Here is a 26,121-nt window from a genome sequence, read left to right on the forward strand (position 1 = left end):
CCCCGAGAGGTTCATCGGATTCGCCAGTGTGGATCCGCACCGCAGCGATGCGATCGAGGTGCTGGATTATGCATTTCGTGTGCTGGACCTGAAGGGACTGAAGCTGAATCCCTCCAAACAGAAATTTTATCCTCAAGATGACAGCATGAAGCCGATTTATGAGCTATGCCTCAAATACAACAAACCGATTCTGTTCCATGCCGGCATGAGCTGGGAGCCGGATGCGCCGGCCAAGTATTCGCACCCGCTGAACTTCGAGGAAGTCGCGATCGCCTATCCGGACCTGCGCATGTGTCTTGCCCACTTCGGCTGGCCTTGGGTGCATGACATGGTCATGCTGCTGCTGAAGTATCCGAACGTATTTACCGATACGTCGCTGCTTCATATGGATAACGCGCTTGATTTCTACAAGCAGGTGTTCAAGACGAACATGGGCCCGCTCTGGATTGAACGGAACTTAAACGATAAGGTCATGTTCGGCACAAACACTCCCCGATTCAAAGCGAAACGGCTGCTGCCGGCGCTGAAGGCAATGGAATTCAGACCGAAGACGCTGGATAAGATTTTGGGCGGCAATGCGCAGGTCTTTCTTGGGGAAAGGGGGAACGAACGGCCATGGTTAAATTAAAAACGCTTGTGCTCCGGTCGGAAGCAGAGTTTCAAATGATCAAGATTACGGAGGAGATCCGTACCTTTATCGAGGAATGCGGTGTGCAAAACGGGCTTGCGGCCGTTATCTCCGCCCATACGACGACAGGCATTATGGTTAACGAAGGACTGGAATGCGTGGAGACGGATATCGAGGAGCTGCTCGAACGGATGGCTCCGAAGGACTTTCCTTACGCGCACGCCCACTTTCTCCCTTCGTACGGGGCAACGGGCAGCAACTCGCCTTCGCATCTCAAATCGATGATTTCCGGCAACAGCTGCCTGTTTGTTGTGCAGGACAGGAAGATGATCTCCGGTGATGCACAGGATGTTTATCTGGCGGAGTTCGACGGGCCGAAAAGCCGCAAGGTTTACATTCAGGTGATTGGCGAGTAGGGCGGAAGCGCGGAAGCGGACAAGCATGGTCCCTTTTATGCACAATGAACTGGGACGACACCTCTCATATAGACGACACCTCTATATAAATAGAAGATTTAATTTTGACCCAGCCGAGAACTCCCGGCAAACAATGTGGAAATCTAGGAACTCCTTGAATGAAAAAACGGAATGAATGTTGCGACCAAACTGCCGGCACTTGTCGTGAAGTAAAGCGATATCTATCCACCGCATGGGATAAACAAAGCATTCCAGCAGCAAGAAGGGAGCGAAACAATGCGCGGCATTTCGGTGATGAACTACAACTATCAGCGGTATCCGTTAACGTATTTTCTAGATTCCATGGTACGGCTCGGAATAGAAGCAATCGAACTATGGGCAGCTGAGCCGCATCTGTACGTCGAGGATCTTCCCGCCACGGCGCTTGCTCATCTAAGGCAAGAAATTACCGCAAGAGCACTTAAAGTAACGTGCTTCACACCCGAACAATGCGTCTATCCCGTTAATATTGCGGCCCGGGAGAAACGGCTGCGCGAGCGCAGCATCTCATACTTCAAAAAAAGCCTTGCGATAGCCGCTGAGTTGGAAGCGCCGCTCTTGCTCGTCGTACCCGGTTCGGGCTTTTACGACGAACCTAAGGAAGAGGGGTTCAAGCGCTCGGTAGAATCGCTTCAGCTGCTCGGCGAGGAAGCTGCATCCTACGGCATTCATCTGGTCATGGAAACCCGCTCCAAGTTCGGCACGAATCTGGTAAACACACTCCCTGATCTCAAGCGGCTGGTCGACGAGGTAGCTTCTCCCTTCGTTGATCCAATGCTCGATACGGTCCCGATGTATACCGCCGGCGAGGATGTACAGCTATGGCTCGATACATTCGGCTCCCGCCTTCGGCATGTTCATTTCTGCGACGGGGACGGAAAAGGCGGCTCGAATATGGCAGTTGGCGATGGCGTATTTCCGATGCAGGACTACTGGAGAGAGCTTAACCGGTCGTATGAGGGCTATGCGACACTTGAGCTTGTCGTGAACCGCTATTATCTGGAACCTGAGCAGGAAATCAGCAAATGTCTGGACCGGCTTAAGGCGATGTCTAGATGACGACTACTTGAGGAGGCGATTAAACAGTGGCCATGATCGCAAATATGAATTTTCATTACCACCGGTTTCCATTTGAGTATTTCCTTGATTCAACCGTCCGGCTTGGCCTGCAGGCAATCGAACTTTGGGGAGGCGCGCCGCATCTATATGTAGGCGATGCCACTCATCAGGACATTTTGAGCATCCGCCGGCAAATCCGCAGCCGAGGTCTTGAACTGGTCTGTTTTACCCCGGAGCAGTGCATCTATCCGATCAATTTGGCCGCAAAAGACAATACGCTGCGTAACCGGAGTATCGACTATTTCCGAACCTGCATCGAGGTGACCAATACCTTGGAAACCGGGCTCTTGCTAGTTACCGCCGGTTATGGCTTCTATAACGAGCCGGCCGAGGAAGCCTGGGCCCGGGCCCGCGAATCGCTTTCGGTCCTGGCCGAAGCCGCTCAGCAGCAGGGGGTTACTCTTGCGCTCGAGCCGATGTCGAAAATGGGCTCCAATCTCATAACCGATTTGAAGTCGCTTCACCGGATGTACAGCGAAATCAGCTCACCTGCACTTAAGGTACTGATGGATACCGTCCCGATGACGCTTGGGGGCGACAGCATTGAGACATATGATGCAGCATTTGGCGGCGACCTGGCGCATATTCACTTCCTGGACGGCGACGGCAAAACATCGGCGCATCTGGGCTGGGGCATGGGCTGCTTCCCGCTAGAGAAGTTTGCGGAGAGTTTAAAGGCGATCGGCTATAACGGTTATCTGACGCTGGAATTAATTGGTCCTCAATACAATTGGGAGCCGGAACGGTTTACGAAGGAAAGCCTGGAGTCTCTGGCCAAAGTATTCGGCGAGCTTAGCGCCTGCTAAACGATAAGCATTAACGCAATCAAGCATACCAAATTTATGAACTGACGAAAGCGGGGATGGAATATGAAAAACTTGGTGCGCAAATCGGGAATGAGCAAATGGATGCTGATGGTGTCGATGGCGGTGATGGTCTTCGCTGCGGGCTGCGGAAACCAGGCAAATGAGGCGGGAGAGGCTGCGAAAGCGGGCAACGCGAACGGAAACGCAAACGCGGCGGCAGCGGCGCCTTCTACCGATGTGCCTGCCCCTCCGGCAGCCATCAAGGAACGCGGCAAGCTCGTCGTTGGCGTGAAGGTCGACTATCCGCCGCTTGGTTACCTGGATGAAAACGGGAAAAACGCCGGCTACGAGATTGGCGTTGTCAAAAAAATGGCCGAATACGCCTTCGGGGACGCAAATGCGGTTGAATTCGTGCCAGTTAACGCGACTAACCGCATCCCGTACCTCGACTCAAACAAAATCGACTTTATTGCGGCTACCCTTGGCGTGACCGAAGAACGGAAACAGCAGCTTGACTTCTCTACAAATTTCTTCGACGGCGGCGTCGTGACCGTCGTGAAGAAGGACAGCGGGATCACATCCATTCCGGATCTTGCGGGTAAGACGGTGATCGTAATTAAAGGCTCCACAGGCTCCACCTATCTCGATGAGAATGTGCCGACGGCCAAACAAATCAAAATAGAAAGCAACGCTGATGCTTTCCGCGCGCTGAAGGATGGCCGGGCCGATGCGATGTTCCATGACGCGGTGCTGATGTCCGAATTTGTGAAGACTTCGACGGATTATACCATTGTTGGCGAACAAGTGGCTTTTGCTCCAATGGCGATTGGGGTACGCAAGAATGAAGCGGAGATGCTGACTTTCGTCAATGGGGCGCTGGAGCAGATGCGCAAAGAGGATTACTTCAAGACGCTGATTGAGGAATATATGCCTCAGGCTGGCGATCTTGACCCGATGCAAATGATTCCGCGGCCATAACCGGTCCTGCGCAAACGAAGGAGGGAACAGCATGAGTACAAATCAACCGAAATTGTCGATCCGTAATCTGCAGAAGCAATATGGCACAAACGTAATCCTGCGTGGTGTCGATATCGACGTGCATGCGAAGGAAGTTATCGTCATCATTGGGCCCAGCGGTTCGGGAAAAAGTACACTGCTGCGCTGTATCAACGGACTGGAAAGCATCAACGGCGGCGAGGTGTTTATCGACGATCAGAAAATCGAATATACTCCTCAGTCGATGCAGAAGGTTCGCCAGCGCATCGGCATGGTCTTCCAAAGTTATAATTTATTCCCCCATATGACTGTGATGGAGAACTTGCTGCTTGCTCCGATGAAAGTCCAGGGCCGCTCGAAGGCTGAGGTTCTGCCGCAAGCCCGGGCGCTCCTCGATCAAGTCGGCTTGCTCGATAAGGCGGACAGCTACCCGGCACAACTGTCGGGCGGACAACAGCAGCGGGTTGCGATCGCACGGTCGCTCGTGATGAACCCTGAGGTACTGCTGTTTGACGAAGTCACCTCTGCACTTGATCCCGAGCGTGTGCGCGACGTGCTCGATGTCATGAAGGATCTGGCTGCACGCGGGACGACGATGCTGATTGTCACCCATGAAATGGGCTTCGGACGCGATGTTGGTGACCGGATTATCTTCATGGATCAGGGCGTAATTGTGGAGCAGGGCCCGCCGGAGCAAGTATTCGGCAATCCGCAGGAAGAACGCACCCGGCAGTTTCTTCGGAACGCCATGTAATCTACACCAGGAGGAGGTGCTTGGCCGTGAATTTCGATTTTGGTTACATTTTGAGTACACTGCCGCTGCTGTTCACGGGTCTTAAGATGACGCTAGTGATCAGTGTGGCAAGCATCGCTGCCTCGCTCATTATCGGTATGAGCGGCGCAGTGGTCAGGACGCTTAAAATTCCCATACTGTCGCAGATTGTGGTTATCTACGTCGATCTGATTCGCAACACGCCGCTGCTTGTACATGTGTTCTATCTTTACTTCGTCCTTCCCGCATTAGGCATTAAATTATCGGCCGTCGCAGTGGGTATCATCGCCCTCTCCCTATGGGGAGGAGCGTTTGCAGCCGAGAATTTCCGCGGAGGGACGGACGCTGTTCCGCACGCATTAATCGAGTCCGGCCAGGCGCTCGGCATGAGCACATGGCAGATTGTCCGCTTCGTCATCATCCCGCTCGGTTTCCGCATCAGCTTCCCTGCCTTCAGCAACACGGCAGTTTCCGTTATCAAAAACTCTGCTTACATGACCAGTATAGGGGTCGCGGAGCTGACGTTCATGGCGATGGACAGAATTGCTTATGACTTCAAGACCTACGAGATGCTGTCGACAATCGCCTTAATTTACCTGATCCTGATCTGGGGCACATCATTTCTGTTCCGGATTATTGAACGCAAGCTGGATTACAAAACGAAGACTATGAAAGGCAGGGGCTTAAATGGAGGTATTATTCAAAAACTTAAGCTTTATCCTCGACGGGCTGATTAATACCCTCTTGCTCAGCCTAAGCTGCCTGGGTATCGCTCTCGTTCTCGGCGTTTTGGTCGGTGTGCTGCAGACCGCGCATAACAAGGTGCTCTCACTCCTCATGCGGGGTTATGCGGAACTGTTCCGCGGATTGCCAATTCTCATTACGCTCTTCCTCGTATTCTTTCTGCTGCCTGAGTTTGGAATCAACGTAAACAGCTACATCTCCGCCATGATTGCACTCAGTGTGTGGAGCAGCGCCAACATTTCTGTTGCAGTGCGCGGAGCGATTCAATCGATTCCGAAGGCGCAGACCGAAGCGAGTGTTGCGCTTGGATTAAGCACAGTACAGACGATGCGGTACGTCATCCTGCCTCAGGCGGTGCGCCGGATGCTGCCTTCGGTTATCGGACTCATGTCCAACCTGATCCAGTCCACCTCGCTGTCGGTACTGATCGGCAACCAGGATTTTCTCAAATCCGTTCAGCTTGTCATTGAACGCGTGGAGCTGATGGAAGGATTATCGGTCGCAACTCAGATGTATACGCTCGTGCTGGCCGTTTATTTTGTCATTTGTTTCCCGTTATCCATGCTCGCAAAACGTCTGGAACGGACGTACCGCTAGCAGTAAAGCTGCCCAACCAGCTGCTGATGCGGAGGATCATTTGCCGCTCAGCAGCTATCGCAGCAAGTGAAACACAGCGGCTGCCAGGCGCAGCGTCTATTGGACCTTCGCGTTTATGCGCACCACACATGATCTCGACCCGGATTCCGGCTCGGGACAAGTCTGAATGCCTTGGACAAGCGGTTGTTTCAACGCTGTTTTCGCGGGCACAAAAGGGGGCGCTTATGCCAAGGGCCATCAGGAAATACTCCATGCACGTGTATAACTATTTTTTCTATATCGCTTACGCGTCCTATCTGCCGTACTTAAGTTATTGGTTCGCGGAGAATGGATTGAGCGCTCAACAGATCGGTTTCATCGCCTCGATCGGACCTTTGGTCGGCTTCCTCATGCAGCCCGTATGGGGGATGCTGATTGACCATTACGGTGTTGCCAAGCAGGTTCTCATCGGGAGCATGGGAATTACGCCTTGGGTAATGGTGCTGTATCCATTCGCCAATCATCATTATGCGGCTTATGTCGGAATCTCTATCGTACTGGCCGTTTTCGCTTCGGCTACGCTGCCGGTTGTGGATGCGGTAACCGTCCGGCACGCGAAAAAAAACGCGCTCAGTTACGGCACGATCCGGGTCGTTGGATCGATCAGCTTTGGATTGTCCGTTACGTTGTTCGGCATCCTGTACGACAAGCACGGCCTGTCTATGATGTTTCCCGCCTATATCGCAACCATGATGCTGATGTGTTGTCTTAGTTTTTTGCTGGTCACGGATTCTACGCGGAAGGGGGAAGGGAAGGGGGAACCGGTTAAAAGGAGCGGAATGTTTAGCGAGATGCTGCCGCTTCTGAAGGAACGGCGGTTCCTGCTGTTCCTCATCCCCGTATTTATTGCAGCGATCGGCCCGCAGTTAAACAATGCGTTTTATTCAGTGTATATCAGCCACTTCGGCGGGGAGGTTTCCGGCAAAATCGGCATCTTATATACGATCTCTTCGATCGCCGAGATCCCCGTCTTTTTCTTTTCAGGCATCATTATCCGCAAGCTGGGTTATGTTCGTACGCTCGCGATCGTGTCGCTAGCCGGGGCTTTGCGCTGGTATATTCTCTCGCTGGAACCGGCATTCGGAATTCTGATGCTGAACCAGATCTTGTCTGGCATTACCTATGCGCTCTTCTTGGCGACTGGAATCAACTATGCCTATGATGCAAGCCCTGCGCATACGAAGACTACTGCGCATTCACTTTTTATCGTTGTCTACACGAATATTGCCGGCATTACGGCAAGCAATATGGGCGGCTACATCATTGAAGCAGGCGGTTATCGGCTACTGTTCGGCGGTGCAGCTGTGCTAAGCGTGATCGGGGCAGCAGGCTTTGCGCTGCTGGGCCGGATCAAAGCAGATAAGCAGCCTAATTTTACAACGTAGGTTCGTTTCAGTTTATTTTGGACACAAGGAGAGAGACGCGATGGGATATGAAAGTTTAGTGCTCCGCTTGGAAATTAAACAGGAGCGAACATCCTTCGTCGAAGTGGCCAAGACGGTCAGCCAATTCGGCGGCGACATTATCGCAGTGGATGTGATCAGTTCCGGGAGCGGCTCTTCCGTTCGGGACATCACTGTGCAAGCCGGCAAGGAAGGAAGTGAAGCATTGATTGGCGCAATCCGGGCGATTACCGGTGTCTCCATCATCCATATTTCGGACCGTACCTTCCTGGCTCATCTCGGCGGCAAAATTGCGATTCAACCGAAGATGCAGGTGAAGAATCGCGACGACCTGTCACATGTCTACACGCCCGGTGTCGCTAGAGTATGTTCGGCAATCGCGGACGATCCGAAGAAAGCCTACTCGCTCACGCTGAAACGGAACACGGTAGCTGTAATTACCGACGGTACCGCCGTATTGGGCTTAGGCGATATTGGTCCCCATGCGGCCGCGCCTGTGATGGAGGGCAAAGCCATGCTGTTCAAGCAGCTTGCCGATGTCGACGCCTTCCCGATCTGCCTCGATTCGAAGGACACGGAGGAAATCATTCGTACAGTTAAAGCAATCAGTCCAATCTTCGGGGGGATCAATCTCGAAGACATCAGCTCCCCGCGCTGCTTCGAAATCGAGCGCCGTCTGCAGGAGGAACTGGATATCCCGGTGTTCCACGATGACCAGCACGGCACAGCGATCGTCGTTGTTGCCGGACTGCTTAATGCGCTGGAAGTGGTCGGCAAACGCATGGAAGATGCCCGGGTCGTCGTGAATGGAATCGGAGCAGCAGGGGTTTCTATTTGTAAAATGCTTCTTGCAGCAGGCGTGCGCAATCTGACGCCGGTTGACCGCGAAGGGGCCCTTGTCCGGGGCGGCAGTTACGAGCATCCCATGTGGCAGTGGTTGACAGAACAGCCCCAGGTCGACACGCACGGGGGCACACTGTCTCAAGTCATCGAAGGAGCGGACGTGTTTATTGGCGTCTCCCGTGCAAAGGTACTGGCTTCCAGTGACGTCAAGAAGATGGCGAGGGATCCGATCGTATTTGCGATGGCGAATCCTGAGCCGGAAATTTCACCGGAAGAAGCGCTGCCGTATGTCCGCATCTTTGCGACGGGACGAAGCGATTACCCGAATCAGATCAATAATGTGCTTGTTTTTCCCGGGGTGTTCCGCGGCGCACTGGACTGCCGGGCCAGCGAGATCAATGAAACGATGAAGCTCGCGGCTGCGCAGGCGATTTCGGAGGTTGTTGGCCCATCCGAGCGGAATGAGAATTATATCGTACCTAGCATTTTTAACGATCAGGTTGTTGTCAAAGTAAGGACCGCTATCATCAAGGCAGCCATCCAGACCGGAGTCGCTAGACGGATCCCGCCGGATTTCCGTGACCCTGATTCGGAAGAAGGGAGGGCCGTCTATGCAGCTCCGGGATTATCGGGTTGAAAAGGATTTTTTAGGCGAACGGCATGTTCCTGAGGAAGTGTATTATGGCATTCAGACGCTGCGGGCGGTCGAAAATTTCCCCATTACCGGATATCGGCTGCATGCGGGCCTCATTCGGGCGTTCGCCATGGTGAAGCTGGCTGCTGCCCGCGCCAATCAGCTGACGCGCAGGCTTAATCCAAGAATCGGCCTTGCGATAGAGCAAGCTGCTGAAGAGGTTATCTCCGGAAAATGGCATGAGCAATTCGTTGTCGACCCGCTGCAGGGCGGGGCTGGCACGTCGATTAACATGAATGCGAACGAGGTATTGGCGAACCGGGCGATTGAGCTGCTCGGCGGTGTGAGGGGTGACTACGTCCACGTTAGTCCTAATACACATGTCAACATGTCCCAGTCGACCAACGATTGTTTCCCTACAGCTGCGCATATTGCCGCAGCGAATCTCATTGATGAGTTGCTTCATGAGCTGCGTTTAGTACAGCAAACCTACGAGCGTAAAGCACAGGAATTCGATAACGTGATTAAAATCGGCAGGACACATCTGCAGGACGCCGTTCCAATCCGGCTCGGCCAGGAATTTGAGGCATACGCCCGCTTAGCGAAGCGGGACATTGTACGGATCGAGCGTACCCGGGCGAATCTGCTGGAGATTAATATGGGCGCGACTGCAATCGGCACCGGCTTGAATGCGGATCCCCGCTATATCAGCCATGTCATTGAGGAGCTAAAAGGGATAAGTGGACTGCCGCTCCGTCAGGCCGGGCACCTGCCTGATGCGACGCAAAATACAGATGCGTTCACCGAGGTATCTTCCGCCCTTAAGATATGCATGATCAATATGTCCAAGATCGCCAACGATCTTCGCCTGATGGCTTCTGGTCCGCGAGCTGGATTTAATGAAATTCATTTGCCGTCTCGTCAGCCGGGTTCTTCGATCATGCCCGGCAAGGTGAATCCGGTCATGTGCGAAATTGTAAACCAGGTGGCCTTTCAGGTCATTGGTAACGACCATACAATATGTCTTGCCTCCGAGGCCGGCCAGCTGGAGCTAAACGTCATGGAACCGGTCATGGTGTACAATCTGCTGCAATCCCTTGATATGATGAAGCGGACCTTCAGCGTATTCCGTCAATTCTGTCTTGACGGAATAACGGCAAATGTGGAGCGCTGCCGGGCAAACGTGGAAAAGAGCGTAGGCGTTATGACGGCGCTAAATCCGTATTTGGGCTATGAGGCATCCGCCAGGATCGCAAATGAAGCCATACAGACGGGCAAGTCTGTCCGGGAGCTGGTGCTTTTATATGATTTGCTTGATGAAGAACAGCTGGATGCGATTCTCGATCCATACCGGATGACGACACCCGGAATTGCCGGCGAAGCAGGGTTATGAAAATAAACATTGACATTTTACGCCAAGGATTGTATAAGTGTATATATAACAACCTATAACATGTTGAAACGGGAGGATACATTCATGAGCGTAGCTAACGTATTGCAAACCGCGCAAGATCAAGTGAATCAAATTATCGAGGCTTACAAGTCAAGAACAATTAACCGGGTATTCCTGGTCGCCTGCGGCGGATCGTCCGCATTGATGTATCCGAGCAAATATTTCATTGACCGTGAATCGAAGTCGATCACCGCAGAGGTGTTCAACTCTAATGAATTCATCTACCGTGATCCGGCCACGCTCGGTGAGAATTCGCTGGTAATCCTTTGTTCCCACAAAGGTAAAACCCCGGAAACGACAGAAGCCGCAAAATTCGCCAAGAGCAAAGGCGCGCTGACCGTCTCGCTTATGTACGTGGAGACTGCGCCGCTTGCTGACGAGTCCGATTATATCGTCAACTACAGCTGGGCACCTCCCGGGGAGCTTGACCCGCATCCGGAGATCGCCAACTACGCGATTTTGTACCGCTTGACAATGGGCCTGCTCTATGTCAAGGAAGGCAACAAGAAATACGAGAAGCTGCTGACGAGCTTGCCGCATCTGGATGCCGTCATGAAATCTATCAAAACAAATTATACAGCCCCGGCCAAAGAATTCGCGGCAGCTTACAAAGATGAGTCCGTCATCTATACGATGGCGAGCGGTTCAAACTACGGCATCGCCTACTCCTTTGCAATCTGTATTTTGATGGAGATGCAATGGATCAACTCCCACGCGATTCATGCCGGCGAGTTCTTCCATGGACCGTTTGAAATACTGGATAAGAAAATGCCATTTATTTTGCTGATGGGACTTGATGCAACCCGGCCGATGGAAGAGCGCGCCTTGAAATTCCTGAAGGAGCACGGAGAGAAGTTCCTGGTGCTTGACGCCAAGGAACTTGACTGGGCCGGCGTTGATGAAGAGATGAAAGGCTACCTCGCACCGCTTGCGCTTAACTTTATCCTTCGCGTCTATGCGGTCGAGCTGGCTGCGGCCCGCAAACACCCGCTTGAGCACCGCCGTTACATGTTTAAAGTGCCTTACTAAGAAATACAGGAATATATTAGACGGTGGAACCTTGCAGAGCTTGCTCTGCGGGTTCCGCCGTTTTTTTTGGTTACTACAATTTTCCCTGGCAGGAGTTTGCTTGTTTTTCGGCACTATTTACTTGACTCGGCACTATTTACTGAATGGCAGCTGTTTCCCGTATAGTATTTTGCACTATGGAATTTTCCTGCTTTCATCTATACTGTTCTCAAATGAGCTCGCATTACTTGTTCTTGCGAAAGTGTATAATAACCGGTTTTATTAGTATCAGGTTCTTATTGAATGATCAGTATAAATCAAAATTTAGAGAGCGGGATGTTACTTGAAAAGAAACATATTATACATAGAAGATAATGAAAAAATAGGGAGTTGGGTAAAAGAAGAATTGGAACAGCGCGGATATTCAGTGCAGTGGCTGCTATCGGGTGAAGGAGCCGAAAAAGAAGTAAATCAGATTGAAATCGTAATCCTGGATATCATGTTACCCGGTTTAGACGGATTCACTGTAGGAAGACGATTAAAAAAGGCAGCTCCTGATGTTCCTATCTTGCTGTTATCTGCCCGAACATCCATTAATGATAAGGTAGACGGCTTGCAATTTGCCGATGACTATTTAACCAAACCCTTTCATACGGATGAATTAGTTGCAAGATTAGAAGTATTAATCCGTCGAAGAAACGTAACACATTCCAAACGCATTTTATTGGGAAATCATATTGAAGTAGATCCGGAAATCCAAATGGTTTATGACAAACGAACAGGAGAAGAAATCATTTTGACAGGGAAGCAGCATCAAATTCTAATGTACTTCTTACGCCACCCTAATCAGGTGTTACCAAAAGAACAAATTTATGAAGCCATTTGGGAAGAAACATTTATCACTGGCGATAAAACATTAATGGTACATATCCGCCGGCTGCGTCAAAAGCTGGAACGTAATCCCGATGCCCCGGAGATTATAGAAACGTTAAAGGGGATAGGTTATCGGGTGAAGCTATGAAACAGAGCAGATCATTATTCCGCCGTTTTCTAAAAGTGCATTTTCTGTTTATCTTTTTACCTCCATTGGTGCTAATTTTCATCTCTACGTTTTTTGGGATTCAGGGCGTCCCGCAAGAGGATCTGAATACATTAAAACTATTTTACATTGCGTTGCTTTTGTTTGGTTTTATTATTGTCGCGTTTATAGTAATATCCTGGCTATTTTTCTTGAGAATTCGTAAACGTCTCACTACCTTACAGGAAGCCATGTCATTCTCCGCTAACCCTAATTCATTTCCTAAACCGATTACAATTCAAACGGATCGTATGGATGAAATAGACCAATTAGGAAGTTCGTTTAACTGGATGATCCAGCAGCTTGAAGACAGCCGCAAACGGGAATACGAAGAAGAATTATTACGGCATCGGCTTATTGCGAATTTATCCCATGACTTACGAACGCCTCTTACCATTTTGCGAGGGCATGTCAGCAGATTAAATAAAACATCAATAAGTTTAGAAGGCCAACACTCACTAACAGAGATGAACCAAACCATTACAAGAGTCGGAGATTTAATGGATGATCTCCTTTCCTATACCTTGCTTACTTCGGGGAAATACCCTTTTGAGCCCGTTTCTACAGATATTGTACGTTTAGTAAGAGCATCTGTTGCTGCATGGTATGCTGCATTTGAAGCAAAAGAAATTCAGCTCGAAGTTGATTTACCGGCAGAGAAAACTTTTTATTGGGAAGCTGATCCGAAATGGATGACACGGGTGCTCGATAATTTATTTCAGAATATTCTTCGCCATGCAGCAGACGGGAAATATGCATACATTGGGGTTGATGTAGAAAAAGAACAAATCATTGTTGCAGACAGAGGCCCAGGGATGGATAACTTTTCTTGTGAGCGCGGAGCGGGGATTGGCTTATCGGCTTCAAATTATATGCTGACAAAAATGAAGTTAAAAGCCGACTTTACATCGGATGACAAGGGCACAAGGGTAGCGATTGCCCGCGCTTAACCTAAAGTTAACCCAGAATTAAACAGGCTGACAGCGGAGATGTAACTTTGCTTCTCTATACTTAAAACCATAACAGAAAGGAAGTGTTATGGTTGCTCACTATTCATAACTTAGTCAAACGCCGCGGAAATCAAGAAATTTTATCAGGCATCAGTTTTAAAGCCAGACCAGGTAGAGTCACCGGATTTTTAGGACCCAATGGGGCTGGTAAAAGCTCTACACTTCGCATCCTGCTTGGACTGGATCGCGCCACTTCAGGGAGCGCGCTGATTAATGGAAAGCCATTCGCAGCATTACAAAATCCTCTAGCAACAGTGGGCGCCGCCCTTGATGGATCTGGGGCTCATCGTATGCGCACAGGCCGGGCGCATTTGCGTTGGATTGCCCGTGCTGCAGGATTACCCCTCTCACGTGTCGAGGAAGTTCTGGAAATAGCAGGTCTTACTTATGCAGCTGGCAAAAGAGTCGGGAGCTACTCCCTGGGTATGGGGAGAAGACTTGGGATAGCAGCCGCGCTGCTTGGCGATCCCCAAATATTGATTTTAGATGAACCCGTAAACGGGCTCGACCCGGAGGGCATTCGCTGGATTCGGACATTTTTGCGTGAACGCGCTGCGTCGGGTAACACCGTGTTATTATCCAGTCATCTCATGGGAGAGCTTGCAGAGACGGTTGACGATGTGGTGATTATTAACCATGGAAAAGTCGTTGCAGATGGAACTTTGGAAGAAGTCATTGGCAACCATTCCACGCTGGAGAACGCTTATTTTACCTTGACGTCTGAACATGCAGGTGATGCTATATGAGAGTACTCCACGCGGAACTATCAAAATTATTATCCCTGCCGGGCATTTGGCTTGCCTTTCTTATTGGAGCGTTTGCCCCTGCGGTTATTGCTGCCTTAGATAGTACAGCACAAAAAGAAGAGATCCTAGCTGGCGTTAGCACACGGCTATCCGAAGTTGGCTATATTGGATTAGCTCTTGGTGTTCAGGGTGTTATTATTCTGGGTGTGCTTGCTGTCAGCAGTGAGTTTTCGACAGAGAGCAGTGAATCTGGCGGAGGGAGGCAGATTACAACAAGTTTGACTGTTGTTCCATCCCGGCTTCATTTTTTGCTGGCAAAAGCAGGCGCTGTGACAGTGACCAGCATACTGGTGTGTATTGTTGCTATTATGACAACCATGTCAGCAACGCATCTAATTCTTGGTGAATATGCTCCCGCTTTTGAATGGTCTAGATTGATTGGTGCGGTTTTTTATTGGATATTCACTGCCCTGTTAGGATTAGGGATTACTGTTCTGACTAAAAACGGCGTTATCCCGCTTGCTGTACTCATTATAAATTCATCCGTTGTATCCTTTGGTGTCCTGCTTTCTAAGGTGACAAAGTTGGCGTTTTACATTCCCGATAGGGCCGGTACTGAAATGTTTTTGTTTACGAATGATAGACACACCCCGATCACAGGCAGTTTTTTCGAAAGATTTCACACTCCATTCACAGGCGGTTTAGTTATGTTTGCCTGGGTAGCCGTTATTTTCATTACTGCAGCTATTGTATTTCATAGAAGGGACGTTACCTCATGAGTGTCTCTTTTAACAAAAAAATAACACCAATCCTTGGCGCTGAACTGGATAAATTAGTTACGTTACCATCGATAGGGCGCACTCTGATTGGTACATTCCTTCTTAATTTAGTTTTAGCCGCAGCGTTTACTTCCGCTGGTCTACAAGGGGAGGCAGGAGCGCAAAACCTGTTGAATTTAGGACTTGCTTCTATGGGGTATCTTCAAGCAGGGTTTATTATTTTTGGGATTTTAGCCACTTGTTCGGAGTATACGGGCGGACAGATTCGAACTACTTTAACTACGACACCATGGCGCGTGTCTCAATTATCCGCTAAGTTTCTGGCGTTGGCCGTAATAACCCTTCCCGCAGCGTTTATTATTGCTGCATCGGGTGTACTGTGTTCATTTTTTATGATGAAAGACGCCGCAGTGATTGAGATAAACCCGATAATCAAGGCGTTAGCAGGGGCAACAGGCTACCTGACCTTAACCACACTTCTCAGTGCAGCTACAGGAGCTTTATTAAGAAGAACCACGCCAGCATTAGTGATATTGCTTGGCTATTACTTCATTGTCAGTCCGTTAACGAAAAATTATCTGCCTGGTATAAGTACTTATACCCCGGATACGGCAGGATTTCATATGTATACGCTGTCTTCCTCTAATGAAATAAATGTCCTTACCTCAATACAAGGGGCAGGTATATTGTTGTTATGGACACTGAGTTTAATTACAGCTGCTGTTGTATTTTACTGTAAAAGGGATGCCTAACTCTCCCCGATACCCCCCGCCGCCTATGCCACCTGCGCACAGTGCAAGAAAGAAACATTTCTAGTCTGTTTACGGCAACTTTCGTTTGTCTTGCGGAGCTATAATCAAGTCATTGGAAGCGAATGACAAGCTCATCAATCGACGATACGAAGGGTTGGAATACGATTATGCTGCAAACAAAAGATCAGCAATGGCTGCAGGACGTCATTGGCAGAATGACCGAGAAGATGGAATGGGTCAGCGAGAAATCCCGAAACAAAATCCCCTACACAACGGTTGACGGCACGCATGATGACCGTGCTGCCCACAATCCGTCAGGGGATTTTGCAGACGGAATCAACTGGTGGACCAATGGTTTTTGGGGCGGCATAATGTGGCTTATGTATCATGAGACCGGCCGAGAGGCCTACAAAGACATTGCCGCCGTTTCGGAGGAGATGCTGGACCGCTGCTTTGAAGAGTATTACGGGCTGCACCATGATGTCGGGTTCATGTGGCTGCCGACCAGCGTCGCGAATTACAGAGTGACGAAGAACCCGGTATCGCGCAAACGGGCCTTGCATGCCGCCAATCTTCTGGCAGGGCGGTTTAATCTGGCCGGCGGCTTTATCCGGGCGTGGAACGATCCGGAGGAAGGGGATACAAGAGGCTGGGCGATTATCGATTGCATGTTAAACCTCCCGCTGCTCTATTGGGCCTCGGAAGAAACGGGTGATCCCCGTTTCAAGCAGATCGCAATGAAGCACGCGGATACGGCGATGGACGCCTTCGTCCGGCCGGATGGATCGGTTAATCATATTGTGGAATTCGATCCCGAGCAAGGCGGTGTCGTTCGTACTTACGGCGGTCAAGGGTATGAGGAAGGATCCTCGTGGACGAGAGGCCAAGCTTGGGGATTGTACGGATATATGATGAGTTACACGCATACGCGGAAAGACGAGTATCTGCAGACAGCCAAACGCATCGCGCATTATTTTATCGCAAATATCCCGGAAGACGGCGTCATCCCGGTCGATTTCAGACAACCGGCGAAGCCGCGGCTGGAGGACGATACGGCGGCTGTGATCGCGGCATGCGGGTTAATTGAGATCGCGAAGGCCGTTGGTGAATACGAGCAGCGGGTTTATCTCGATGCGGCGGTCAAATTGCTCCAAGCGGTCGATATACGCTGCGACTGGTCCACTGCGTCAGATGCCATCGTTCAGCGCGGTTCTGCGTCGTATCATAACAAAATCCACCATCAGCCGATCATCTACGGTGATTATTTTTTCATGGAGGCTATCTTCAAACTTAAAGGTAACGACCTCTATCTATGGTAGAAATCCTATAGCTCAAAAAAAAGAACAAGAGGAGTCGAGCTGATCCGGGATGAAAGCTTCCCGAATTGACACGATTCCTCTTTTTATTCCAGCTGCCGGGCTGCGGTCCGGTATTTAAGCGGTGTGGTGCCGATAACCTTTTTGAATAACCGGATAAAATACGAGGCGTTTGGATACCCGACCTCTTCCGCGATCCGCGCGACGGAATAGTCGGAATTCTGCAGCAGCCGGCAAGCCTGCTTGATACGCCGCGCCATAATATAGTCGGATATGCTGCCGCCGGTCTCCTGCTGGAACAACCGGGAGATATAAAATTTGGAGAGATGCAGCTCCCCGGCGATATCCTCCAGATGAATCTCTTTAGCGTAATGCGTTTCGATCCAGCTCATCATCCGCTCAACATACGAGAAAGGGCGAACCTCGATAGTAGCGTCTTTTTGTATCCCGCCTGCTGATACTGCAGCCTCGAGCATGTGTAGCAGCAGCATCGTCATATCTTCCTCCTCACTGAACCCGCTGCCCGCTTGGAATCGATCGTTGTACATTGCAAAAACTTGCTCCAGATAGCCGCTTCGGGACTGAAGGTCCAGCGGCTCGGCATGCGTGCTTCGCCATAGCCGTTCGAACAGGGCATGACGGGAACGAAAAGGAAGCAGCGTCCGATGAAAATAATGCGGGTCCGCAAACATCATCGTCCGCACATAAGGCGTGTCATCGCTTACGCTGGCGTAGACCTTATGCAGTTGGAAGGGCTGGAAGAAAAACAGCATGCCCGGCTTCATCTCGTAGGTCTTTTGATTTAAAATGACAAATCCGTTGCCTTCGTGAATGTAGAGCAGCTCGCAGCATTGATGCCAATGATAAAAGCCTGGATAAGATGCCGTCGAACGTGTGGTTCGACCGTAAAGGAACGGCCGGTTACCTAACTGAACGTGCTCGAACAAATAATTCATTATGTCCTCCGCATAGGTCAACTTGTACTGCATTTAGTATAACAAGCCTATCCGGTCAAATGAAGAAGGACTGCCAGTGCACTTGGAAACAGCTTAAATTCCTGCACATGAGACTAAAAAAACTTCATTCTGGCGAGAAAATGCAGCCGAAGTCAAATGTGCAAAAGGCGCTTTTGCCGAAAAAATCAGGAAACCGGTTTCCGCATGCTTAATTCGCAGAAAATGGGAGCATTACCCAGATAAACCTCTTGTTAAGAACTCAATAGATCATTTGACCGCGCTCTATGCCGGACTCTATAATCAGAATCAGGAAAATTCATTGGAGCAGTAGCAGCAGTCGCCGCTTTATTTTTACCCCAATTATGCAAGCGCATACAATGAAGCTTTCCGACAGTCCATGGGGGGTGATGGGGTGAGGGAGTAACGGGTTGATCGTTGTGGGGTAACGGGTAGATGATTGTGGAGTAATTTGATTGAAGGTTGGTAACATGCAGGGTATAGTCACGGCAATTCAATAGCCAGGTGCGTTTTTTAACCGCTTCTTTGCAAACGTTTGCGCAATAAGGATGTTGGGTTTACCAATCATTTGATCAGGAGGTTGTTTATTTGGTAAAAATGAAAACAAGGCGTTTTCTTTCCTGGTTAGTCATTTTTGCGCTCTGCTTTAGCTTGTTTGGTCCATCCGGCGGTGCATCCGCCAGCAGCACCAACTATACGGTTACTTACACGAACAGCACGGCAACGGCGGTGACCCTGCACTGGACGACCGATAATTGGTCGAGCATGACAGACACCGAAATGACAAGAAACGGAACAACTTTTACGGCTAATTTATCAGTCGCAGAAGGTGCTACTCTTTCGTACTGCTATCACATCACTGCGCCAACTGACAGCTGGGATAATAACGGCGGCAAAAACTGGACCGTTACCATTCCCTCGGCCGGCAGATATGAAGCGGAGAATGCAGCCTTATCCGGCGGTGCCAAGATTAACACCAATCATACCGGCTACTCGGGGGCTGGCTTTGTTGACGGATTTACGGCCAGCGGCGCATCCGCAGCCTTTGCTGTGCAGGCTTCAGCTGCAGGGTCCTATAACGCAACGCTGCGTTATGCGAACGCAACCGGCAGCGCCAAAACGGTATCTGTCTATGTGAACGGGACCAAAATTAAGCAAATCACACTGGAGAGTTTAAGCAGCTGGGACACCTGGGGCGAACAGAGTGAATCGCTCAGCCTGCAGGCCGGCAGCAATACCATCACCTACAAATACGACTCAACCGACAGCGGAAATATTAATATGGATTATGTAACGATCCAGGCCGGAACGGCGCCAACGGCAACCCCGTCACCAACGGTCCAGCCCACGGCCATTCCATCTGCTACACCTACACCTACACCTACACCTACACCTACACCTACACCTACACCTACACCAGAGGTTACACCATCGCCAACTCCTGTGCCAACAGCATCTCCAACGCCTACGAATACAGCAACGGCCACTCCAACAAATACACCAACAGCCACTACAACACCAACACCTACAATCACAGCAACCGCGACAGCGACAGCATCTCCAACACCTTCACCAACTGTGACACCTACTCCAAGTCCTACCGCAAGCGTAACACCATCACCTACAGCAACTGCAGCCGGCATCACCGTCCATGTGAAAAAGCCCATCAGCTGGAATTCGGCTATGCGTATTCATTACTGGAACCTCAGTCCGTCATCGGTACCGGTCAGCGGAGCCTGGCCGGGTATTCTTATGAAGGCGGACGGGAACGACTGGTACAGCTACACTATACCTGGCGCGGCAAGCACCAGCCTGATTTTTAATGACAGCAACGGCAAACAGACAGGCGATTTAACCCGTAATGTAAAAGAGAGCTGGTACTACACAGACAACGTCTGGTATACCTCCAATCCGGAAGCACTAAAGACACCGGTAATCACGGTTTCGCCGGCTCCCAAAACATATGATGCAGCACAAACGGTTGCATTAACCAGCAGCAACAGCGGGGACAAAATCTACTATACGATCAACGGTTCTACACCGACGACGGCCTCAGCCTTGTATACTGCCCCCATTCAGGTTTCGTCTTCGCTGACGATAAAAGCGTTTGGCGTTAACGCGGACGGCGTGGCAGGCAGTGTTGCTTCTTTTGCCTATGTGATTGACCCGAACGCCGATTTACAGCCGCCGGTTATTACCCCGAATCTGCCGGTAGGCCAGTCCGCTACAGCGGTCAATGTCTCTTTTAACATCAAAGACAACAAAGCTGCGGCCGTAACCGCCTACTATACCGATAATGGCTCCGAGCCTACAACTAACTCCAAAGTATATCTTACGGGGAATACTCTTGCCGGAGTGACAGGACCGCAGATTCTGATATCTCAAACAACCACCCTGAAGTTTCTTGTAGTTGACGCCGCCGGTAACCGGACGACCCAAAGCTTTGTCTACAGCATCGGCAGCAAAGGGGATTTTCGCGAGGATTCCATCTACTTTGTAATGACTTCCCGCTTTTATGACGGTGATTCCAGCAATAACGCCCATGCCTGGGAGGATGCAAAGGCCGGTAATCCGGTTTCCGATCCTGCTTGGAGAGGGGATTTTAAGGGCCTGATCCAAAAGCTGGATTACATCAAAGCGCTTGGCTTCAGTGCGATCTGGATTACGCCCGTTGTTCAGAATGCCAGCGGTTATGACTATCACGGCTACCACGCGATGAATTTTTCCAAAGTCGATCCGAGATACGAGTCAGCAGGCGCCTCCTACCAGGATCTGATCAACGCCGCTCATGCCAAAGGCATCAAGGTCATCCAGGATATCGTCGTCAATCATACCGGCAATTTTGGGGAGGAGAATCTGTTCCCGATGTTCAAAAAAGATCCCGCCAAGCCGGATACGAGCGCTAACCTGCTCAAAATCACCGATAAGCTGCCGGCCAACTACGATACCATGACTCCGGATCAGCAGTATCAGGCCAGACTGGCCTTGATGAAGAACGCCGAGACCAACAACAATATGTATCACACGGAAAAAAGCCTTTCCTGGGAGTCGTACACTGTCCAGACCGGACAGATCGCCGGGGATTGTGTGGACCTCAACACGGAGAATCCTGTGGTCAACCAGTATCTGATCGACAGCTACAACCAGTATATCGATATGGGGGTTGATGCTTTCCGGTTGGATACGGTGAAGCATGTCAGCCGGTATATTTTTAACAAATACTTTATTCCGGCGTGGAAGGAAAGAGGGGGCTCCAACTTCTTCATTTTTGGAGAGGTGGCTACCCGGTACAGAGATGTCTGGAATAGCGGGATTCCGGCGATATCGACGCCTTTTTATACTTGGAAATCGGCAAAACCCTACCCAGGCGACGGCAAAAATGACTACGCCACCAACAAGCTGTCCGTCGAACAGGAATGGGCGGATAACACCACAACAGCGGGCCAGCCGACGTCGAACAATGCTTTTCTGATCGGCAACAATTATCATACTCCGGACTATTCGATGAAATCCGGCATGGATGTGATCGACTTCCCGATGCACTGGGCATTCAAAACCGCGCAGGAAGCGTTCAGCATGCGCAGCGGTGACCAGTTCTATAATGATGCTACCTGGAACGTGACTTATGTGGATTCCCACGACTATGCCCCTGACCAGGCGCCGGAAAATCAACGTTTTGCCGGAACACAGGACACCTGGGCTGAAAACCTGACGCTGATGTTCACTTTCCGCGGTATCCCGGCCATCTTCTACGGCTCGGAAATCGAGTTCCAGAAGGGAAAAGCAATTGACGTTGGACCAAATGCGCCGCTCAGTACGACAGGACGTGCTTATTTTGGGAATCATATTGAAGGCAGTGTCACCGTACAGGATTATGGCAGATATACAAACGCTACAGGCACACTGGCTGAATCACTAAATCATCCGCTGGCCAAGCACATCCGTCAGCTCAATCTGATCAGAAGGGCTGTACCTGCCCTGCAAAAAGGGCAATATTCCACAGAGAACGTCAGCGGTAATCTGGCATTCAAAAGAAGATACACCGATGCCTCCAAAGGCATCGACAGCTTTGCACTGGTCACCATTTCGGGCAACGCCACCTTTACGGGCATTCCTAACGGAACTTATGTGGATGCCGTGACCGGGGATACCAAAACGGTGACTGGCGGCACCGTCACGCTGAACTGCTCCGGCAAAGGCAATGCAAGAGTTTATGTGCTGAACGGCAGCGGCGGGATCGGAGAGAGCGGTACCTATCTGAAGTAGATACGATTTTCAGATAAAGGAAATCCATAGCGGCTTATTTTGCCGCTAATTGGAAGCACCTTTTGGAGTAAAAATGATCTTGGAGTGTACACCAGCACCTGCAACAGTGCGGTCTACAAGCCAAGATTTTTTTTACGTTGTCAAAGTCCACACTATAAATTAACAATGTGAGAGATCCCTTTTTACATTCATGAAGCTCGAACAGCAGAACCCTGATCTGACGGAAATCTATAAAATGTGAATTCAGTCATGTATTATGAGAGGACGAACGGGTTCTGCCGACGGGAACCATTTTTTTATCAGAAGGAGGAAAATCATGTTTAAAGTATTGCTGGTAGACGATGAGATATATGTCCGTAAGGGGCTACTGGAGTTGATCCCATGGGAAACGTTGAAATTCAATATAGTGGGAGAGGCAAACAATGGGGCGGAAGCGCTGGATATGATCAGACAGCATGAGCCTGATCTGGTCATTACAGATATCCGGATGCCTATCCTGGACGGGCTGGATCTGATCCGCAGTGTGAAAGAACTTTCCTTCCCGGATTTGATATTCGTCGTTATCAGCGGTTATCACGATTTCAAGTATGCTCAGCAGGCATTGCGGTATGGTGTTCACGATTATATTCTAAAGCCCATAGATGAAGAGGAAATGACCGCAACTGTACGGAAGCTTTCTTATCTCTTGGGAAGGAAAAAAATCGCCACACTAACGAACGCTGATCTCGCAACCAGTGCAATTTTGGAAGCGCTTGTACAAAGCCATCTTATGGGAGAGGAGGCTGAATCCTTTGCCGCAGCGCTGGAGCTGGAAGGATTTCGAGGTTTCCTTTACGCCGTTGCCGAGATTCATACGGGATTACTTGACAAGCAGGTTACTATGAAGCAGTTTCAAGAGACACTTCAGTCTCTGGAAATTCCATGTACCCGCATCATTGCGCATGAACAGCAGCCGGGGGTATTCGGAATGCTGCTCTGCTCAGCCAGAAAAATAGAAGATGAGGGCAGCCTTATCATACATATGGAAACGCTTCGTTCCGGTTTAGCAGATCAGTTGAATATGAGGCTAAGTCTTTATGCAGGTAATCCTGTCGATACTTTGAGCCGTGTTCACCTTTCTTTTTCGCAAGCAAACGAAGCAGCACGTCACAAATATGCCGAGAACTCCGGGGTTATTATGTACTCCTATGTCAAAGACAAGCCGCTATATGTTTTCGATATGAATCCTGCTCTGACCAATAAACTTATCACTCAACTTGAGGAGGGAAGCAGCAACGATTACCTGGAGACTATAAACAATATGTTCCGGTTGTTTCAAGAGCAGCGTTTCACTGCACAGGCCGTTACAGGCTCCCTCTCCAGATGTATGACGGGAATCCTTGGCGTAATAAAGGAGATGGAAGGCAGCGAAGAGGATATCCTGAGACTTAAAGAGCTCGCTGAAAGAAATAATGAGCAGTGGAGCCTGCAGATGCTTAAGGAAAATTTTATCCTGGCTGTACAGGAAGCGGCAGAATATATCGGGCAGCTTCGTAAGGCGCATAGCCGTAGTGGAGTTAAGCCTATCAAACGGTACATCGATAGCCATTACCGAGAAAATATCAGTCTTAAAAGTATAGCCGCTGAGTTTTACATGAATCCGGTATATTTGGGACGGCTTTTCCGTAAAACATACGGCGTCTATTTTAACGAATATTTGCTTGAGCTCAGAATAGAGGAAGCCAAAAAGCTGCTTCGTCAAAGCGACATGAGAATCTACGAGATTGCAGAGAAAGTCGGTTTTCAAAGTTCCGATTATTTCGTGACCCAGTTTGAGAAACTGGAACAGGTGTCACCGACAGAATACAGGAACATGCTTATTGAAAAAGAATAGCGGGGTTGCCATATGAATAAATTCCTGAATTATATGAAATTGCGTGACAAGTTGCTGCTGATGTACGTGCTGTCGGTTTTCCTTCCGATTGTTCTCACTAATGTCGTATTCTATAATGTCACAACCGGAAATATACGGAATCAAAAGGTTCGTGACGCAGATATGGCACTAAATAATCTTAAAAACGATCTGCAGGTAAATATCGATCAGGGGGTAGGTTTATCTTATTCGCTATATGCCGATTCCATTTTTAATAAAACCATTGCTAGCAAATTTACAAGTGATATGGATTATGTGGAAACCTTTAATTCTTATTTACGCGGGGCACTTGCCAATCAAAATGCACAAGGGGTTCACTGGTATCAGGTTTATACTGACAACCCAACCGTGTTGTCCTCCGGAAATATTGAGCGTTTAACGGACAAAATCCGTCAATCTGACTGGTATAAACAGTCCAAAGCTTATTCCACTCCTTATCCAACCCTCATCTATTCCGAGCAGAAGCTCAGCCTTATTCAAAAATTAAATAATTACTATACGAGCGGCATCGAACAGCTCGTCAAAATTGATCTTAATATGGAACGAATCCAACAATTATTCCAAACAAGCGGATTTAACGGCAAAGTATACTTGGTGGACCCCCAGGGAAAAGTGCAGTATCGGAACGATAAGACGGAAATACCGGATGCAGTTTCTTTTGAGGATATTCCTCTTCCTAAGAATTCGCTTACGTTTAAATCCGCCTACACAGGAATCAATTATCTGGAGGGGTGGCGTCTGGAAGGTGTTATGGACGAAGAAATCGTTCTGAAAGACGTCCGGAAGTCGCGTATTTCCGTCATTTGGCTGGCTAGCATTAACTTTATCATTCCCTCCATCATTATTGCGGCCATGTCAAGGTCGATCCACGTACGGCTGGTACGGATTCTCAAGCATATGAAAAAGGTAAAAGCGCAGAACTTTCAGACGATTCCCCACGAAGAATCCAGAGACGAGATCGGCCAGTTGACAATGGAGTTCAACCGGATGACCGAAACGATCCACAGTTTGATCAATGAAGTTTACATTGCGGATATTGAAAAAAAGGATCTCGAGCTGCGGCAGCAGCAAGCACAGCTGCATGCTCTTTACAGCCAGATCAACCCCCACTTTCTGTTCAATTCGCTGGAATCGGTCCGCATGCGAAGCCTCATCAAAGGGGAAAAAGAGACTGCAAATATCATTCAGCATATGGCGAAGATGTTTCGTAAATCCATTTCCTGGAGTCAGAACTTTGTTACCGTGCGTGAGGAGCTGGAGCTTATCGGCAGCTTTCTGGAGATCCAGAAATACCGTTTTGGAGATAAGCTGGATTACAGCATTGTAGTGGACCCAGCAGCGCTCGGACACCGGATTCCGAAGATGGTACTGCTGCCATTTGTCGAGAATGCCAGTATCCACGGGATCGAATCAAGCCCGGATAAAGGGATTATATTGATCTCTGTAACTGTGCAGGGTGACCGGCTTATTTTCAAACTGGAAGATAACGGAATCGGGATGCCTCCGGATAAGCTAAGGGAAATACAGTGTTATCTGAAAGAAAGTGACGATATGGGCGAGCACGTCGGAATGAAAAATGCTTATTACCGTTTAAAGCTCTGTTTCCAGAACCGCTTTGAATTCGCTATCCATACCGGGGAAGGGGAAGGTACCCTCATAGAAATTTCTCTTCCGCTAATCGAATCAAACCTCTAGAACACAGCAAGAGGAATATGTTTTTTTAAGTACAAGGTATGGTTTAGCGGGTAATCAGGTAAGCGTTTTCTTGTTATATTGTAAGTGCTTGCAAGC

22 protein-coding genes are annotated in these 26,121 nt (G+C 49.5%); 21 read left to right on the forward strand and 1 reads right to left on the reverse strand.

The annotated features are described in order from the left end of the window. From ACE6ED_RS20295 to ACE6ED_RS20380, 18 genes are all read left to right on the forward strand, one after another. The coding region (locus ACE6ED_RS20295; RefSeq protein ID WP_410829202.1) for an amidohydrolase family protein at positions 1-628 on the forward strand (628 nt) is incomplete at its 5' end. Next, positions 616-1,044: a secondary thiamine-phosphate synthase enzyme YjbQ gene (locus ACE6ED_RS20300; RefSeq protein WP_410829204.1), complete on the forward strand. Its 429-nt coding sequence runs from the start codon at positions 616-618 to the stop codon at positions 1,042-1,044. The genes ACE6ED_RS20295 and ACE6ED_RS20300, both read left to right, overlap by 13 nt. 276 nt (positions 1,045-1,320) lie before the next feature. Further along, positions 1,321-2,142: a sugar phosphate isomerase/epimerase family protein gene (locus tag ACE6ED_RS20305; protein WP_410829206.1), complete on the forward strand. Its 822-nt coding sequence runs from the start codon at positions 1,321-1,323 to the stop codon at positions 2,140-2,142. A 32-nt stretch (positions 2,143-2,174) separates the two neighbouring features. Then, positions 2,175-3,008 carry a TIM barrel protein gene (locus ACE6ED_RS20310; protein WP_410829309.1) on the forward strand — a complete coding sequence of 278 codons (834 nt, stop codon included), beginning with the start codon at positions 2,175-2,177 and terminating at the stop codon, positions 3,006-3,008. Between the two features lie 63 nt (positions 3,009-3,071). Continuing rightward, positions 3,072-3,986 carry a transporter substrate-binding domain-containing protein gene (locus ACE6ED_RS20315; RefSeq protein ID WP_410829208.1) on the forward strand — a complete coding sequence of 305 codons (915 nt, stop codon included), beginning with the start codon at positions 3,072-3,074 and terminating at the stop codon, positions 3,984-3,986. A 31-nt stretch (positions 3,987-4,017) separates the two neighbouring features. Then, the gene (locus ACE6ED_RS20320) at positions 4,018-4,758 is read left to right on the forward strand and encodes an amino acid ABC transporter ATP-binding protein (protein ID WP_410829210.1); all 741 of its coding nucleotides are present in this window, start codon (positions 4,018-4,020) and stop codon (positions 4,756-4,758) included. A gap of 26 nt (positions 4,759-4,784) precedes the next feature. Continuing rightward, entirely contained in the window at positions 4,785-5,513 is a 729-nt protein-coding gene (locus ACE6ED_RS20325; protein ID WP_410829212.1) for an amino acid ABC transporter permease, read from the forward strand. After that, a complete protein-coding gene (locus ACE6ED_RS20330) occupies positions 5,464-6,117 on the forward strand; it encodes an amino acid ABC transporter permease (protein WP_410829214.1) in 654 nt (217 codons plus the stop codon). The genes ACE6ED_RS20325 and ACE6ED_RS20330 overlap by 50 nt, the downstream gene beginning before the upstream one ends. Positions 6,118-6,341: 224 nt before the next feature. Continuing rightward, positions 6,342-7,541, forward strand: coding sequence for an MFS transporter (locus ACE6ED_RS20335; protein WP_410829216.1), 1,200 nt, complete (start codon positions 6,342-6,344; stop codon positions 7,539-7,541). Positions 7,542-7,581: 40 nt separating this feature from the next. Beyond that, positions 7,582-9,039 carry an NAD-dependent malic enzyme gene (locus ACE6ED_RS20340; protein ID WP_410829218.1) on the forward strand — a complete coding sequence of 486 codons (1,458 nt, stop codon included), beginning with the start codon at positions 7,582-7,584 and terminating at the stop codon, positions 9,037-9,039. After that, complete coding sequence (gene aspA / locus ACE6ED_RS20345) at positions 9,014-10,429, forward strand: aspartate ammonia-lyase (protein WP_410829220.1); 1,416 nt, start codon at positions 9,014-9,016, stop codon at positions 10,427-10,429. The genes ACE6ED_RS20340 and aspA overlap by 26 nt, the downstream gene beginning before the upstream one ends. Before the next feature lie 102 nt (positions 10,430-10,531). Next, positions 10,532-11,518: an SIS domain-containing protein gene (locus ACE6ED_RS20350; RefSeq protein ID WP_410829310.1), complete on the forward strand. Its 987-nt coding sequence runs from the start codon at positions 10,532-10,534 to the stop codon at positions 11,516-11,518. Between the two features lie 322 nt (positions 11,519-11,840). Next, positions 11,841-12,518: a response regulator transcription factor gene (locus ACE6ED_RS20355; RefSeq protein ID WP_410829222.1), complete on the forward strand. Its 678-nt coding sequence runs from the start codon at positions 11,841-11,843 to the stop codon at positions 12,516-12,518. Beyond that, a complete protein-coding gene (locus ACE6ED_RS20360) occupies positions 12,515-13,525 on the forward strand; it encodes a HAMP domain-containing sensor histidine kinase (RefSeq protein ID WP_410829224.1) in 1,011 nt (336 codons plus the stop codon). The genes ACE6ED_RS20355 and ACE6ED_RS20360 overlap by 4 nt, the downstream gene beginning before the upstream one ends. Before the next feature lie 83 nt (positions 13,526-13,608). After that, complete coding sequence (locus ACE6ED_RS20365; protein ID WP_458782636.1) at positions 13,609-14,331, forward strand: ABC transporter ATP-binding protein; 723 nt, start codon at positions 13,609-13,611, stop codon at positions 14,329-14,331. Then, positions 14,328-15,110 (forward strand): ABC transporter permease, encoded by a 783-nt coding sequence (locus tag ACE6ED_RS20370; protein ID WP_410829228.1) that lies wholly within the window; start codon positions 14,328-14,330, stop codon positions 15,108-15,110. The genes ACE6ED_RS20365 and ACE6ED_RS20370 overlap by 4 nt, the downstream gene beginning before the upstream one ends. Further along, complete coding sequence (locus tag ACE6ED_RS20375) at positions 15,107-15,862, forward strand: ABC transporter permease (protein WP_410829230.1); 756 nt, start codon at positions 15,107-15,109, stop codon at positions 15,860-15,862. The genes ACE6ED_RS20370 and ACE6ED_RS20375 overlap by 4 nt, the downstream gene beginning before the upstream one ends. Positions 15,863-16,029: 167 nt before the next feature. After that, complete coding sequence (locus tag ACE6ED_RS20380) at positions 16,030-17,181, forward strand: glycoside hydrolase family 88 protein (RefSeq protein ID WP_410829311.1); 1,152 nt, start codon at positions 16,030-16,032, stop codon at positions 17,179-17,181. An 83-nt stretch (positions 17,182-17,264) separates the two neighbouring features. Here ACE6ED_RS20380 and ACE6ED_RS20385 read toward each other — a convergent pair whose 3' ends face one another. After that, positions 17,265-18,134 carry a helix-turn-helix transcriptional regulator gene (locus ACE6ED_RS20385; protein WP_410829232.1) on the reverse strand — a complete coding sequence of 290 codons (870 nt, stop codon included), beginning with the start codon at positions 18,132-18,134 and terminating at the stop codon, positions 17,265-17,267. 615 nt (positions 18,135-18,749) lie between these two features. Between ACE6ED_RS20385 and ACE6ED_RS20390 the strand changes: the two genes are divergently transcribed. The 3 genes from ACE6ED_RS20390 (at position 18,750) to ACE6ED_RS20400 (ending at position 26,025) form a co-directional block, all read left to right on the forward strand. Further along, positions 18,750-22,418, forward strand: a complete 3,669-nt coding sequence (locus tag ACE6ED_RS20390) for an alpha-amylase family glycosyl hydrolase (protein ID WP_410829312.1) — start codon at positions 18,750-18,752, stop codon at positions 22,416-22,418. A 316-nt stretch (positions 22,419-22,734) separates the two neighbouring features. Continuing rightward, positions 22,735-24,291, forward strand: a complete 1,557-nt coding sequence (locus ACE6ED_RS20395) for a response regulator transcription factor (RefSeq protein WP_410829234.1) — start codon at positions 22,735-22,737, stop codon at positions 24,289-24,291. A 12-nt stretch (positions 24,292-24,303) separates the two neighbouring features. Further along, on the forward strand, positions 24,304-26,025 hold the full coding sequence (locus tag ACE6ED_RS20400; RefSeq protein ID WP_410829236.1) for a sensor histidine kinase: 1,722 nt from the start codon (positions 24,304-24,306) through the stop codon (positions 26,023-26,025). Positions 26,026-26,121 lie beyond the last annotated feature (96 nt).

Source organism: Paenibacillus nanchangensis (genome assembly GCF_046543445.1).
In the GTDB taxonomy this organism is placed as follows: Bacteria; Bacillota; Bacilli; order Paenibacillales; family Paenibacillaceae; genus Paenibacillus_AQ; species Paenibacillus_AQ nanchangensis.

Bases quoted from the DNA above. Each gene is read 5' to 3' on its own strand.
- ACE6ED_RS20315 (WP_410829208.1), top strand. From the start codon at position 3,072: ATGAAAAACTTGGTGCGCAAATCGGGAATGAGCAAATGGATGCTGATG.
- ACE6ED_RS20305 (WP_410829206.1), top strand. From the start codon at position 1,321: ATGCGCGGCATTTCGGTGATGAACTACAACTATCAGCGGTATCCGTTA.
- ACE6ED_RS20340 (WP_410829218.1), top strand. From the start codon at position 7,582: ATGGGATATGAAAGTTTAGTGCTCCGCTTGGAAATTAAACAGGAGCGA.
- ACE6ED_RS20360 (WP_410829224.1), top strand. From the start codon at position 12,515: ATGAAACAGAGCAGATCATTATTCCGCCGTTTTCTAAAAGTGCATTTT.
- ACE6ED_RS20385 (WP_410829232.1), bottom strand. From the start codon at position 18,134: ATGAATTATTTGTTCGAGCACGTTCAGTTAGGTAACCGGCCGTTCCTT.
- ACE6ED_RS20310 (WP_410829309.1), top strand. From the start codon at position 2,175: ATGATCGCAAATATGAATTTTCATTACCACCGGTTTCCATTTGAGTAT.
- ACE6ED_RS20380 (WP_410829311.1), top strand. From the start codon at position 16,030: ATGCTGCAAACAAAAGATCAGCAATGGCTGCAGGACGTCATTGGCAGA.
- ACE6ED_RS20320 (WP_410829210.1), top strand. From the start codon at position 4,018: ATGAGTACAAATCAACCGAAATTGTCGATCCGTAATCTGCAGAAGCAA.
- ACE6ED_RS20300 (WP_410829204.1), top strand. From the start codon at position 616: ATGGTTAAATTAAAAACGCTTGTGCTCCGGTCGGAAGCAGAGTTTCAA.
- aspA (WP_410829220.1), top strand. From the start codon at position 9,014: ATGCAGCTCCGGGATTATCGGGTTGAAAAGGATTTTTTAGGCGAACGG.
- ACE6ED_RS20330 (WP_410829214.1), top strand. From the start codon at position 5,464: ATGGAGGTATTATTCAAAAACTTAAGCTTTATCCTCGACGGGCTGATT.
- ACE6ED_RS20395 (WP_410829234.1), top strand. From the start codon at position 22,735: ATGTTTAAAGTATTGCTGGTAGACGATGAGATATATGTCCGTAAGGGG.
- ACE6ED_RS20400 (WP_410829236.1), top strand. From the start codon at position 24,304: ATGAATAAATTCCTGAATTATATGAAATTGCGTGACAAGTTGCTGCTG.
- ACE6ED_RS20370 (WP_410829228.1), top strand. From the start codon at position 14,328: ATGAGAGTACTCCACGCGGAACTATCAAAATTATTATCCCTGCCGGGC.
- ACE6ED_RS20390 (WP_410829312.1), top strand. From the start codon at position 18,750: ATGAAAACAAGGCGTTTTCTTTCCTGGTTAGTCATTTTTGCGCTCTGC.
- ACE6ED_RS20335 (WP_410829216.1), top strand. From the start codon at position 6,342: ATGCCAAGGGCCATCAGGAAATACTCCATGCACGTGTATAACTATTTT.
- ACE6ED_RS20375 (WP_410829230.1), top strand. From the start codon at position 15,107: ATGAGTGTCTCTTTTAACAAAAAAATAACACCAATCCTTGGCGCTGAA.